12 protein-coding genes are annotated in these 13,777 nt (G+C 50.1%); 9 read left to right on the top strand and 3 right to left on the bottom strand.

The window, feature by feature from the left end; all coding sequences use genetic code 11:
- The first annotated feature begins 13 nt into the window (after positions 1–13).
- The 3 genes from MJX74_RS07360 to MJX74_RS07350 all read left to right on the top strand — a co-directional run bounded on the left by MJX74_RS07360 (position 14) and on the right by MJX74_RS07350 (position 1,899).
- A complete protein-coding gene (locus MJX74_RS07360) occupies positions 14–772 on the top strand; it encodes a HesA/MoeB/ThiF family protein (protein ID WP_275692699.1) in 759 nt (252 codons plus the stop codon).
- Positions 773–806: 34 nt separating this feature from the next.
- The gene (locus MJX74_RS07355) at positions 807–1,337 is read left to right on the top strand and encodes a DinB family protein (protein ID WP_240222123.1); all 531 of its coding nucleotides are present in this window, start codon (positions 807–809) and stop codon (positions 1,335–1,337) included.
- A 67-nt stretch (positions 1,338–1,404) separates the two neighbouring features.
- Positions 1,405–1,899 carry a GNAT family N-acetyltransferase gene (locus MJX74_RS07350; RefSeq protein ID WP_338052266.1) on the top strand — a complete coding sequence of 165 codons (495 nt, stop codon included), beginning with the start codon at positions 1,405–1,407 and terminating at the stop codon, positions 1,897–1,899.
- A gap of 34 nt (positions 1,900–1,933) precedes the next feature.
- Here the strand turns inward: MJX74_RS07350 and MJX74_RS07345 are convergent, their stop codons facing one another.
- Positions 1,934–3,100, bottom strand: a complete 1,167-nt coding sequence (locus tag MJX74_RS07345; RefSeq protein ID WP_240222122.1) for a transglycosylase SLT domain-containing protein — start codon at positions 3,098–3,100, stop codon at positions 1,934–1,936.
- A 245-nt stretch (positions 3,101–3,345) separates the two neighbouring features.
- Between MJX74_RS07345 and hemN the strand changes: the two genes are divergently transcribed.
- From hemN to secF, 4 genes are all read left to right on the top strand, one after another.
- Entirely contained in the window at positions 3,346–4,707 is a 1,362-nt protein-coding gene (gene hemN, locus MJX74_RS07340) for an oxygen-independent coproporphyrinogen III oxidase (protein ID WP_240222121.1), read from the top strand.
- A gap of 114 nt (positions 4,708–4,821) precedes the next feature.
- Entirely contained in the window at positions 4,822–5,139 is a 318-nt protein-coding gene (locus MJX74_RS07335; RefSeq protein WP_240222120.1) for a hypothetical protein, read from the top strand.
- Between the two features lie 221 nt (positions 5,140–5,360).
- Positions 5,361–7,214 carry a protein translocase subunit SecD gene (gene secD / locus MJX74_RS07330; RefSeq protein ID WP_240222119.1) on the top strand — a complete coding sequence of 618 codons (1,854 nt, stop codon included), beginning with the start codon at positions 5,361–5,363 and terminating at the stop codon, positions 7,212–7,214.
- 10 nt (positions 7,215–7,224) lie between these two features.
- Complete coding sequence (gene secF / locus MJX74_RS07325; RefSeq protein WP_240222117.1) at positions 7,225–8,169, top strand: protein translocase subunit SecF; 945 nt, start codon at positions 7,225–7,227, stop codon at positions 8,167–8,169.
- A gap of 143 nt (positions 8,170–8,312) precedes the next feature.
- Here the strand turns inward: secF and MJX74_RS07320 are convergent, their stop codons facing one another.
- Both MJX74_RS07320 and MJX74_RS07315 read right to left on the bottom strand, forming a co-directional pair.
- The gene (locus MJX74_RS07320) at positions 8,313–11,438 is read right to left on the bottom strand and encodes an efflux RND transporter permease subunit (RefSeq protein ID WP_240222115.1); all 3,126 of its coding nucleotides are present in this window, start codon (positions 11,436–11,438) and stop codon (positions 8,313–8,315) included.
- Position 11,439: 1 nt separating this feature from the next.
- Complete coding sequence (locus MJX74_RS07315) at positions 11,440–12,492, bottom strand: efflux RND transporter periplasmic adaptor subunit (RefSeq protein ID WP_240222114.1); 1,053 nt, start codon at positions 12,490–12,492, stop codon at positions 11,440–11,442.
- A gap of 202 nt (positions 12,493–12,694) precedes the next feature.
- Between MJX74_RS07315 and MJX74_RS07310 the strand changes: the two genes are divergently transcribed.
- Both MJX74_RS07310 and MJX74_RS07305 read left to right on the top strand, forming a co-directional pair.
- Positions 12,695–13,357 (top strand): DUF2982 domain-containing protein, encoded by a 663-nt coding sequence (locus MJX74_RS07310; protein WP_240222113.1) that lies wholly within the window; start codon positions 12,695–12,697, stop codon positions 13,355–13,357.
- Between the two features lie 59 nt (positions 13,358–13,416).
- A complete protein-coding gene (locus tag MJX74_RS07305; RefSeq protein ID WP_240222112.1) occupies positions 13,417–13,752 on the top strand; it encodes a hypothetical protein in 336 nt (111 codons plus the stop codon).
- Positions 13,753–13,777 lie beyond the last annotated feature (25 nt).

The raw sequence follows: 13,777 nt of genomic DNA, 5'->3' as shown, positions 1-13,777 counted from the left end.
CCAGGAGTAAGCCTTGGCTAAAGAGCTGACTACCGCACAGGCTATGCGTTACAGCCGGCATTTAATGTTACCGCAACTGGATATTGACGGCCAGGAGGCGCTACTTGGTGCTTCAGTGCTGGTGGTGGGCATGGGGGGGCTTGGCTGCGCCGCAGCGCCTTATCTGGTGGCCAGTGGTATTGGCAATATTACACTGGCAGACCATGACACTATCGATAGCAGCAACTTACAGCGGCAAATACTGTACCGCGAAGCTGATATAGGCCACAGAAAAGTGCAGCAAGCCGAGGCAAGTTTGCGCCAGTTAAACTCCGATACCACTATTACTGCACTGCAGCAGCGTTTAAGCACAGCAGACTTAGCGAAATTAGTGCCGCAATATTCGCTGGTGCTCGATTGCACTGATAATTTAGCCACCCGCAACGCTATTAACGCTGCTTGTGTTAATGCCAAAGTGCCGTTGGTATCCGGTGCTGCCATCCGCTTTGAAGGCCAGGTTGCCAGCTTTAGTATGCAAGGCGACGGCGCCTGTTATCACTGTTTAAGCCAGCTGTTTGGCGAGCAGCAACTCACCTGTATGGAAGCTGGTATTTTAAGCCCGGTAGTAGGCGTAATCGGTGCTATGCAAGCGCTGGAAGCTGTAAAAATAATCGCCGGTGTCGGCACGCCGCTATACGGCAAGTTACAGTTGTTTGATGCCTTAAGCGGCCAGTGGCGGCAGTTTAGTTTAAATAAAGACCCGGCTTGTAGTGTCTGTGGTTCAGACAAGTAATACGGCTGGAAGAACAGGTAAAGGAGGCTAAATAATGGGATCCCATCAGGCCCAAATGCAGGGCTTTGCCAAATATAACCGTGAGTTTAATGCCCGGTTGTTCACACTGGTGGCAGATTTAAGTGACAACGAGCGTAAAAAAGATCTAGGCGCGTTTTTTTGCTCCATTCACGGCACACTTAATCATATTCTGCTGGCCGATCGTATCTGGCTTGGCCGCTTTGCCAACGCCTTTCCTGCCATGGCGTCTTTGCAAACGGCGCAGCTGGTGCAGCAGTTTGCATCACTGCGCGATGAGTTATATGCAGATTTCAGCGAGCTTAGCACGCAGAGGCTGGCCACCGACAAGGTGATAACCCACTTTGCTGATGAGTTAACCGATACACAGCTTGCCAGCACAATGAAATACAGTAATTCGCAGGGCCAGTTGCGCGAACATCCTGGCTGGGTGGCAATAGCGCATATGTTTAACCACCAAACCCATCACCGCGGCCAGCTAACCACGCTATTGCACCAGCTTGGCCACGACGTTGGTGTAACCGATTTTGTCGCTTATATGGTGTGACAAGGCAAGAGTAAAACCGGCCAAAGATGGTGTAATTGGGCGTAATTATTGCACGTAAGGAGAATTTATCATTTTTAGTATAAGACAAGCGGTTAGTGCTGATACTAATCAGATACTTAACATTATACGGGCGAAAGCGGAATTTGACGGCTGTGCCGACACGTTGCGGGCGAAAGAAAGCGATATTAAAGAAGCTTTTTTTTCACCGGCTCCAAAAGCACACGCATTGGTTGTGGTTGAGGCAGACCAAGTCATTGGAATTGCAACCTACTACAGTATCTACTCTACCTTTATCGCGAAGCCAGGGATCTGGCTTGATGACTTATATATTTACCCACAGTATCGAAGTAAAGGTATTGGCGAAGCACTGTTGTCGGCATTGTGTAACGTCGCTGAAGAAGCAGGCTGTGGCCGCATAGATTGGATCGTGGCGCAAGACAATGAGCAGGGCAAGCGCTTTTACGAAAACGTCGGCGCATGTATTTCTGAGTCAGTAAGGCATGCCCGTCTTGATGAAGCTGCTATCAAGCGTCTGGCCGATAAATCGCGTAACAAAGCGTAAATAACACGTCTTGGCGAGTAGGCGGCGCAAGTTGTTACAGCTTGCCGCTGAGCTGGTTTGTTCCGGGCGGCGTCAGCGTTTTGGCTGGGCGCCCCAGAGCGAGGCGGGCGCTCTGCCTGGACTCCAACTGCTGCAGCGCAATGCGGATATCGGCAGTGTAATACAGCGAGGCGAAACCCAGGCGATTGCGACCCAGGTTATGAAATACCATGCCAAAGGCAATATCGCCGGCACTAAAATCCTGGTGGTGTTCGGCAAAATAAGCAGCCGGTTTGCTGAATTCGTCGTCTGTCAGCAGCGATCTTACGCGGCCAGGGCCGCCATGATAAGCCTGGATCAGCAACAGCCGGTAAATATGATCCTGCTTTTCCTGTGGCAAATGGCCAAAGCGTGTCAGAAATACCGGCTGTAGCATCCGGTGATTACGTTCAAACAGCCATAGCGCGCAATCTACCTGAGCAATACGGTGCAGTTGTTTATTCTTAGGTACTTTGCAATCTTTCAGTGCCTGTGATGTCAGTTGCAGGATCCCTCTGGCATTGGCTTTCGAGTGAGCTTCGCGCACGCCACCACTTTCGATAATTAACATGCCGGCCAGATCTGAAAGTAAGTCGTCGGGCAGACTGATGCGCTTCTGCTGCACCCGGCGGGCGTGCACCAAGCGCAGGGTGTCATGCAATGAGGCTTGATTGTTAGGCGTGCCCACCTTAATGCCATCCCAGTTTCCAGATAAGCGGCCGTCCGGGCGCTCCCCCAGATAGCGCGATATGGCCAGAGGTAAATCTACATAGGGCTGGTGACAACGAATGGCAAAAGGGTAGCCAAGGGTTTGGCTATTGCCCTCTACCCAGGCATGAACCTGGCCTTGTTGTGCCATGCCCTGACTGGTTTGATTCAGAATTAACTGAGTTTGCAAAGAGTCTGCGGCATCGTCAATAAACTGCAGAAAGTTTCCGCGCATATCAAACAACAGATGGCGATTGCGCTCGGTGCAATGACCTGAGCGGGTAAGGATCCAGCGCCGTACATTCATCACATTGTCATAGACGCCCCGGCTTTCAGCATAAGGCTTGCTGCGCACTACCTCAGCCCAGTTCTGGTAGGGGGACACGGGGTCTTGTGCCAGAGCATTTTGCGATAACACGCTTCCAACTAGCGTAGCGACGGCAAGCGGCCAGTATTTGCTAAGTAGCGATCCCATATCTGCTCCGGTGTTTATAAGGCGGCTGTAGCGGTTGTTGACTGCCGTTGAGTGGCAAAGCTGAACGCGGCCTTAACAAGCAAATACAATAAGTCCTTTTACCCGCTGTTACCAGAGATGCTGATAAATATTATTGCGCTTGCGCAGTTATAGTTAAACCAAGCCTGAGGCAGATCAATATCAGCTGACACGCCGGGGTTTATCATGGCTGTCAGTCGATCGCCAGCAGTGTTAAAGAGGTTAAAATGTCCGTCAGCAACTGGGACCCAAAGTTAATCAGCAAGTATAATATTAACGGCCCGCGTTATACCTCTTACCCAACCGCGCTGGCGCTAAAAGCCGATTTTGATCAAACACAGATCCAAACCGCCATCAGCCAAAGCCCGGATGAGCTGAGCCTTTATATCCATATCCCGTTTTGCCATAAGCTGTGCTACTACTGCGGTTGCAATAAGGTGGTAACCCGGCATCAGCATAAAGCCGATAGCTATCTTGATGCGTTGGCAGAGGAGATGGCGTTGTACCAGCCATTGCTGGCGCAAAAACAGATTATTCAGCTGCATTTGGGCGGTGGCACGCCAACTTTTTTAACTGAAGTACAACTTAGCCGCTTAATGGCGCTGTTGCATCGCCACTTTACGATAATGCCGGATGCAGAAATCAGCATTGAAATTGACCCACGCAGTTGCAGTGACAGTAAGCTGGCACATTTGCGCGCACTGGGCTTTAACCGGGTAAGTTTTGGCGTGCAGGATTTAGATGAGAAAGTGCAAATTGCTATTAACCGGGTGCAGGACACCGCACTTATCTGCCATCAGGTACAGCTTAGCCGCCAGCTGGGGTTTAGCTCGGTTAATCTTGATCTGGTATATGGCTTGCCGTTTCAGCAGCCAGACAGTTTTGCCAGCACGCTGGAGCAGATTATCCGGCTGCAACCAGACCGCATTTCATTATTTAGCTACGCCCATTTGCCCGAGCGTTTTGCCGCCCAGCGCAAGCTGGAAAATGCCAGCCTGCCAAATGCAGCGCTTAAACTGCAGTTGCAAAGTATGGCCATTAAAGCCTTTGTGGCGGCCGGTTATCAGTTTATTGGCATGGACCACTTTGCCAGGCCAAATGATGCATTAGCCAAAGCGCAACTTGCCGGTAAGCTGCAGCGCAATTTTCAGGGCTATACTACGGCCGGGCAAAATGCTCTGATTGGCCTTGGCGTGTCCAGTATCAGCCAGGTAAATGGTGTGCTGTGGCAAAATAGTAAAGAATTACCTGCATATTATGCGGCTATTGCTGCCAGCCAGTTGCCGGTTGAACGCGGTTTTAGCTTAAGCGATGACGATAAACTACGGGCAGCTTTGATCAGCCAGTTAATCTGCCACTTTGAACTGGACGTGGAAACATTTAGCCGCCAGTGGCGCTTGCATGGTTTTTGGCAATACTTTGCCCAGGCACTTGAGCGCCTGCAGCCGTTTATGGAAGATGGCCTGGTTGAAGTCTATGCCGAGCGGATTCAGGTAACCGCAGCAGGGCGGTTATGGGTACGCAGCATTTGCGCCTGCTTTGACGCTTATTTAAGCCAGGGTCAGCAGCGCTATTCTAAGGTAATTTAAGACGCGTGTTAGCAAATTTTCTGCTGCCAACGCTTGTGCTGTAAAGAATTAGGGCCCATTATGCGCGCACGCAGTGCTAAAAAACGGCTGCGTACCGGGGTAAGATGAGGTGTTATGCGCTGGCTAAGTAGTTTTGCCATACTGTTTTATTTAAGCTTATTGTGTACGCCGCAAGCCTTTGCTGTGCACGATGCACGCTTATCGCCGCTGGCAGACTCTCAGTTTCATGCAGTAAACCCTTCACTGCATCAGCACACGTTAAATACCCCGCAGGATAAAGACGACCAGCCTCAGTATGCGTTATTACCGGCAAAACGTAGCGCAGTTTTTAGTTTAACCGGTGTAGCTGCCGTAGTGATATCCGCGGCGCACTATGCCGTAATTGTTACCCCCCAACAGGCCAGAGCCCCGCCACAATTTTCCTTAAGTTAATGCTTAACCCGGCACACTAAACACACCACAACTTATACCTTTGCAGGTTAGTTTTGCATGTTTTGTGCTAACGCCGGTTAAATACCGCACTCTGCTTTTTTATCTATTAAGCACCTTAACGGGTTGGTGCAGAGTGCCTGGCAGCCGCTGACTAACATCATGAACTCACCAACATCATGAATTAGAGCTGTGGCTGTAGCAACAAAGCTAAGGATAAACTGATGTTAAATAAAAACCCTATCTGGCGCTATGTGCTGGTGATTGGCATGTTATTGCTGGCACTGGTGTATGCGTTACCCAACTTATACCCGGAAGATCCGGCACTGAATATCAGCGCTACCCGTGGCGGTACTGTAGCTGAAGAAACCCGCTTGCAATTGGAGCAAAGTTTCCGCTCAGCCAATATTTCGGCCAAATCGGTGGTATTGGCAGAGGGCCAAATTCTGGCCCGTTTTAACAGCACTGAAGATCAACTGCAGGCGCGTGAAATTGCCAACCAGCAACTGGGGGCAAACTTTGTTACGGCACTTAACCTGGCACCGGCTACACCCGGCTGGTTAACCGCCATTGGTGCCACACCAATGAACTTAGGCCTGGACTTGCGCGGTGGCGTGCACTTTTTGCTGGCGGTGGATATGAAAGCCGCACTGGATAAAAACCTGAACGACATGGTGCAAACCTTCCGGGCTGATTTGCGTGAAGATAAACTTCGCTATCGCAATGTGCAGGCCGATATTGACAGTGCCCAGGTGCAGGTAAGTTTTCGCAGCACTGAAGATGTGGTAGCCGCTGAAGCGGCATTAAAAAAGCGCGATCGCGAACTGGTGTTTACTACCAGCAGCGACAACCTGACCTTGCTGGTAGGCATTAGCGAAATCCGTTTAAAAGAAATCCGTGAATATGCACTGGAACAAAACATCACCATTATCCGTAACCGGGTAAATGAAATTGGTGTGGCCGAGCCATTAGTGCAGCGCCAGGGGGCTGATCGCATCGTGGTACAGTTACCCGGGGTGCAAGACACGGCTCAGGCCAAAGAAATTCTGGGGGCTACGGCATCACTGGAGTTTCGTCTGGTAGACACTGAAGGCGATTTAGGCTCGGCGCTGGAAGGCCGGGTGCCACCTAATTCAGAACTGTATTACAGCCGCGATGGCCGCCCGGTACTGCTGGAAAAGCGTATTATGCTTACCGGCGATCATATTACCGGTGCCAGCTCTGGCTATGACGAATACAGCCAGCCGCAGGTCAATATCAAGCTGGATGCCAAAGGCGGAACCTTGCTGTCGGCGGGTACCAAAAACGCAATAGGCCGGCGTATGGCATCAGTGTTTATCGAGTATAAGCCTGGCACTGAAATAGGCGCTGACGGCAACCCGGTACTGATTAAACAACAGGAAGTCATTAACGACGCTACCATCCAGGCCCGTTTAGGCCGTGATTTTGTGATTACCGGTATTAACTCGCCAGCCGAGGCGCAAAATCTGGCTACTTTACTGCGGGCCGGTGCTTTAATTGCGCCCGTGCAAATTATTGAAGAGCGCACCATAGGCCCAAGTTTAGGTAAAGAAAACATTGAGCTGGGCATAACGGCTATTCAGTGGGGTATGGCTGCTGTGCTGTTGTTTATGGCGGTGTACTACAAGGCGTTTGGCATGGTAGCCAATATCGCGCTGGTGGCCAACCTGGTGCTGCTGGTGGGCATGATGTCGCTGATCCCCGGTGCTACGTTAACCTTGCCGGGTATGGCGGGTATTGTGCTTACGGTGGGTATGGCGGTAGATGCCAACGTACTGATATTTGAGCGTATCCGCGAAGAGCTATTGGAGGGGCGCTCAGTGCAGCAAGCTATTCACCATGGCTATGACCGGGCCTTTGCTACCATTGCCGACTCTAACATTACCACCTTACTGGTAGCACTGGTGTTGTTTGGTATTGGTACCGGGCCGGTAAAAGGCTTTGCGGTAACGCTGGCGATAGGCATTTTAACGTCGATTTTTACGGCGGTAGTCGGCACCCGTTTATTAGTAAATTTAATTTGGGGTGGCCGCCGCGTGCAGTCACTGCCGATATAAGGAGCCCAGCATGCAGATATTTAACTTTGCCAAACCGCTAAATTTTATGCGGTTAAAATGGGCGGCGGTTGTGTTGTCAGCTGCGTTGGTATTAGGCTCTTTTACTTCTATTGCTATTAACGGCATTAACTGGGGGCTGGATTTTACCGGTGGTACTGTAATTGAGGTAGGCTTTGCCAAACCGGCCGATTTAGTGGCTGTAAGGCAAACGCTGACTAACGCCGGCTATGAAGATGCGGTGGTGCAGCTATTTGGCACCAGCCGCGATGTGCTGATCCGCATTCCGCTACGCGCCGATATTGCCCAGGCTGTGGTGGGCGACACGGTGTTGCAGGCACTGAACAGCCAACAGGCTGAGGCGGTAACCATGCGCCGGGTTGAGTTTGTCGGGCCCAGTGTCGGCGAAGAGCTAAAGCAAGATGGCGGGCTGGCCATGCTGATGGCACTGCTGGGCATTCTGGCCTATGTTGCCATGCGTTTTGAATGGCGTTTATCGGTGGGGGCAGTAGCAGCACTGGCACATGACGTTATTTTAACGCTGGGGCTATTCTCAGTATTGCAGCTGGAGTTTGATTTAACGGTGCTGGCAGCGATACTGGCGCTGATAGGTTACTCGATTAATGACACCATTGTAGTATTTGACCGTATCCGTGAAAGTTTTCGCAAATTGCGTGAAGCAACAGTAGCCCAAACCATCAACGATGCGATTACCTCTACGCTAAACCGTACTGTTATTACCTCTTTAACCACTGTTTTAGTGTTAATAGTGCTGTTTTATATGGGCGGAGCGTTAATACACGGCTTTGCCACCGCATTGCTGTTTGGTATTGCGGTAGGTACTTACTCGTCTATTTATGTGGCCAGCGCTATTGCCGAGATTCTGGGCATAAGCCGTGAAGATATGCTGCCACCGCCGCCGGTAGATAAAGAAGGCGAGAGCACCGATGCACTCTGATTAACAACACAATACTGCAGCTAAGTGGCGCCGTAGGGAAAAGTGCTGTTGCTAAAAAAACGCCCCGCAGTTTAAACCTGCGGGGCGTTTTTCTTTAGTTAACAACCGGTTTATTAGTCAACACTCCGGGCTTGCGGCTGTGATCAGCTGGGGTGCACCTCATCTGCCGCATGTTCGTCTGGTGCTTCTTTTTCCAACTGCTGTAGTTTATGTTCAAGCCGTTTAGGTGAGCCGGTATTTCGCGCTAACGCTATATACATTACCGGTACAACATAGATGGTCATCAGTGTTGCCAGCGATACCCCGGCGAAAATAACCATACCTATTACCATCCGGCTTTCTGAGCCGGGGCCTGATGCTACTATCAGCGGTATACTGCTCATTGCGGTGGTAAAAGCTGTCATCACAATAGGGCGTAGCCGCTGTGCTGCCGCTTGTTGAATGGCGGCAACAAATTCCACGCCGGCATCGCGCAACTGGTTGGCAAATTCAACAATCAGAATACCGTTTTTCGCTACCAGGCCTATCAGCATTACCAGGCCAATCTGGCTGTAGATATTCAGTGTCATGCCACTGAAATACAAGCCGGACAAGGCGCCAACTAACCCAAGCGGAACGGTGATCATAATAACCAGCGGATGCACAAAGCTTTCAAACTGCGCAGCCAGCACCAGATAGGTGATCAGCAGGGCCAGAATAAATACCATCAGGGTAGAGCTGCCGCTTTCCTGATACAGCAGCGATTCGCCTTTGTAATCAATACCAACGGTGTCCTGAATTTCTGTTTTAACTACGTTCTCCAGATATTCCAGCGCTTCACCCAGGCTGTAGCCCGGTGCCATACTGGCGGTTAACGTAATGGCCCGCATCCGGTTGTAACGGTTCAGGCTGGATGACGTGGCTTCTTCACGCAATGTTACCAGGTTATCCAGCGGGATTAGCTCGCTTGACGTATCCGAGCGCAGGTACACATTGCTGATACTGCCCGGTGAGCTGAAATCGTCATCCAGGCCTTCAATAATGACATCGTATTCTTTACCGCGATCTAAGAAGGTGGTGACCCGGCGACCGCCCAGCATAGCTTCCAGCGACCGGCCAATGGCACCGACAGAAATACCCAAATCGCCGGCGCGCTCGGTGTCAATTTCTACCAGTATCTGCGGCACAGTTTCTTTATAGTCGTGATCCAGCATCAGAATATTAGGGTTCTCCGCCGCTTTACTGATCACAATGTCGCGCCAACGTGCCAGCTCTTCATAGGTATTACCCTGCAATACAAACTGAATTGGCCGGCCACCGCCACCGCCGCCACCCAGGCCGCTGCGCATAAAGGTGAAAGCACGTACATCGGGTATGTCGTTCAGCTTGGTGCCCACTTCGCCCATTAAGTCCTGCGTGCGGCGTTTACCGTTATGCCAGTTTTCAGTGCCGACTATGGCAATACCGCCACTGTTACCCCAGCCAGGCACCCGTACCAGTAAGCGGTTAAATTCGCCGTCATGGTAGTAGGGCATCAATACGTCTTCAATAAGCCGCATATTACGGCTATTGCTGGCATAACTGGCACCTTCAGCCGGGCTCATCATGACAAAGAAAGTACCGCGATCTTCTGTTGGCGCCAGTTCGCTGGGTAACAGTTTTACCAACATATAACTGGCTAAAAAGCACAGCACAACCACGACGATCACTGGCCAGCGTGTAGCGCAAACAACATCCAATTGGCGCCGGTAGGCATTTTCCAGTTTATGAAAGGCAGCATGCAGCCAAAGGCCCAGTTTGCTTTCACGTTTTTGGTGCGTCAGTAATTTACTGCATAGCATGGGCGATAACGTAAGCGCGGTAACACTGGAAAACGCCACCGCAGCAGCAATCGCCAGCGCAAACTCGGTAAAGAGTTTACCCAACTGGCCTTGCATAAACACCAGCGGCACAAACACCGAAATAAGTACCAGCGTAGTGGCAATAACGGCAAAACCAACCTCGCGTGCGCCGCGATAAGAGGCCAGCAGCGGATGCTCGCCTTGCTCAATACGGCGGTAAATGTTTTCCAGTACCACAATAGAGTCATCTACCACCAGACCGATGGCTAATACCATGGCCAGCAGGGTAAGCAGGTTGACCGAAAAATCCAGTGCAAACAATACGGTAACCGCCGCTACCAGCGATACTGGCACGGTAATGGCCGGAATAAAGGTTGCGCGGATATTACCTAAAAACAGAAATATCACTACAATAACCAGCGCCATCGCGATGGCCAGAGTGTTGTAAACTTCTTTGATCGACTCGGCAATAAACAGTGAAGAATCGTAACCCGGCTCAATGGTGGTACCGTCAGGCAGGGTAGGCTTAATTCGCTCCATCTCTGCCCGGGCAGCCTGCACCACTTCCAGCGTATTGGCTTTTGACTGCTTAATAATACCGATACCAAGCAGGTTTTTACCGTCGCCGCGAAACTCGCTTTCTTCGTTCTCTGCCGTTAGCAGTACATCGGCCACCTCGCCCAGCCGTACCAGATAATTATTAGCGCCGCGTTTAATGACCAGCTTGCGAAAATCGTCCTGTGATTTGTAGGTGCGCACGACGCGCACAGTAAAATCGCGATCGGTAGATTTTATATTACCGGCCGGCAGTTCTACGTTTTCTGCCCGTAATACGTTTTCAATGTCCTGTACCGTTACGCCGCGAGACGCCATGGCATCCCGGTCAAGCCAGATACGCATGGCGTAATCACGTGCACCGCCCAGTTGCAAACGGGCTACGCCGTCCACTACTGAAAAACGCTCGACAATGTAGCGGTCGGCGTAATCGGTCAGCTCCAGCGAGGTCATGGTTTCGCTGTTTAATACAAACCAGGCAATAGTATCTTCATCGTCACTGGCTTTAGATACTTCAGGTGGGTCGGCCTGATCCGGCAGGTTGTTTAACGCGCGTGACACCCGGTCGCGTACGTCGTTGGCGGCAGAATCTATGTCGCGTTCAACGGCAAACTCAATAGAAATATTCGAGCGGCCATTGCGGCTGACCGAGTTAATATTCTTTATGCCTTCAACCCCGCTGATGCGATCTTCAAGTAACTGGGTAATTTTAGATTCAACAATTTCGGCTGAGGCGCCAGGGTAGTTAGTGCTGATACTGACAATAGGCGTGTCAATATCCGGGTATTCGCGCAGCGGCAGCATGGTAAAACAGACAATACCAAATACGACCAGCAGCAGGTTTACAACAGTGGCAAATACCGGCCTTTTAACCGACAAATCGGACAGCAGCATATCAGCCTCCAACCCGGTTAATGGTAATGCCTGAGCGCAGTTTCTGAATACCCTCAACTACCACTTCATCGCCTTCTTTCAGCCCACCCAGTATTTCTACCCAGCCTGGCACACGCTGCCCGGTGGTGACTTCAACCTGAGTCACCTTGCTGTCTGCATCAACTTTATAAACAAACTGTTTTTGCTGCTGCGGCACCAGGGCTTTTTCTGAAATTTGCATCGCCACGCGGTTGTCCAGCTCCAGCTTTACATGCAGCAGCATGCCGGGGCGCAAACGTAAATCTTCATTAGGTAAAGCGCCGTGTACTGTGACAGTGCGGGTAACCGGGTCAAGCCGCGTATCAATCGCACTGACTTTACCGTTAAAGGTGATATTGCCATAAGCGGCATTAGTTACGGTTAAAGGCATACCAACACTGATATCAGCCAGATAATGCTCGGCAACGCTAAAGGCAACGCGCAGGGTATTTAAGTCATCCAGTGTGGTAATAACAGTGCCACTATTAATATAAGCACCAACACTAACCTGGCGCAGGCCAAGGTGACCATTAAAAGGCGCGCGGATAGTCATTTCCGCTAACTGGGCTTTGGCAATATCCAGTTGTGCCAGTGTAGTATTGACCCGGGTTTGTTGCTCATCCAGCATCGATTGCGCAGTGGCCTGAGTGGTTGCCAGGTTTTTCAGCCGGTCTAACTGGCGCTTTTGATCTTCCAGTATGCCTTCCAGCTCGGTTACGCGCGCGCGCTCTTCCACATCATGTAAACGGGCAATCACTTCGCCTTGTCTAATCGCTTTACCTTCACGAATATTCAGCTCAGTGACAAAGTCGCTGGTGGGCGAAATTAACTGAATAGAATGGTTAGAAATACCGGTACCCAACGAATTTACGCTGCGGATCATTGGCTTGGTTTCTACTTTAGCGGTAGTTACAGCTACGACAGCGGCATCGCGACGCGCATCCACTTTCTGGCTGGGTATCCAGTACAAATAGCCTACAAATACCAGCAGAGCGATGAGAATCACCCAAATTAATTTTGAATGTAATTTTGCCACAATAACCCCGGATAACAGCTTAATAATAATTTCTGCCTTATTGTATGGAAGAAAGAGAGGTTTAGATTACTCGTTATCGCAGTCGTAGCGGCGTTGGTCGATTAAGCGGGGTACAATTGCGGTTTAATTCAACAATATCTGCTGAACTAAGCGGCAAAGCCTGCCATAGTGGCCATAATTAGCGGCAGCGGAGGTGATCAACATGCAGCTGAATCAAATTCAGGGTGGTGCCAGCCGGGGTGGTGCAGCATTGATGTTAGGCAGTGGCGCCGTATTGCTGTTACTGTTGCTCAGCTTACTTTGGGTGGAGCAACTTAATGTACTGCATGCACTGGCATTTGTTATGGCTGCGCTGGGGCTTTTTGCTGGTTGGGCCAAATTGTCAGAGCCTGCCTACTTTTTGCAGTACGACGAAAAAGGTTTACGTTATTTTCACCGGCGCGGCAGTTGGTTTTTGCCCTGGAACAGTTTTTTATACAGCGGTGTACCGCAGCTTGAGCAAAAAAAACTTAGTTATATTGCCTTTAAACTGACCGATTACGATAACTTTTTACAAGGCTTACCACTGCGGCTGGCTGTACGCATTATGACAGAGCAACGCGCCTTGTATGTAGAAGCCATAAGGCAAGGCTGTAATAGCGGGCAGTGTGCCAGTGAGTTATTGGCTGAAGGCGAAAACTACAGTACAGCCCAACAGCAATATAACGGTATTAAAGCGGCTTTTGCGCACCGGATGCAGCGTTTGGTTGATGCTACCGGCTTTGATATTTTTGTGCCTGTTGAACTTAGCGAAGCAGATGCGCTTAACCTGTGTAAGCAGATTAATCAGGCAAGGTTACAATTTATCCAGAATACAGTAACCTAGACACTAGGTACTGACTGTATCATAATATTGTCATTACCAGATATTGTGCAGGGCAATGAATGAATACTTACGAAAAAGCATTTTTAGTTAGTGGTCGCAACACATTGATACATAAAAATAAAAAGCTTGACCTTGTTGTGGTGAATGATGATAACGACCCGGTTGTTATCGTGACACGCCATGGCGTGAAAGTTTTCAGTGAAACGGTACCGGCTAATAAAGCTGATGCAAAAGACCGCTATATGGAAGTGGTTGATATATCAAGTTCAGACGTTTTTAGCGAAGTGAAAACCTTACTTTTCGTCCAGGCTATTAATAACAAAGAATATAAAATTGATTACAGTAAAGCGGGTACAGATTTGTTTATCCGTATCCATCAGGAAAACTATATCTGATGTATTAGCCACAACTAAGCCCTGC

The sequence above is a fragment of the Rheinheimera hassiensis genome (assembly GCF_022436675.1).
Classification (GTDB): Bacteria; Pseudomonadota; Gammaproteobacteria; order Enterobacterales; family Alteromonadaceae; genus Alishewanella; species Alishewanella hassiensis.
The sequence above is the reverse complement of the archived record's forward strand: the minus strand, read 5'-3'. Positions and strand labels throughout refer to the sequence as shown.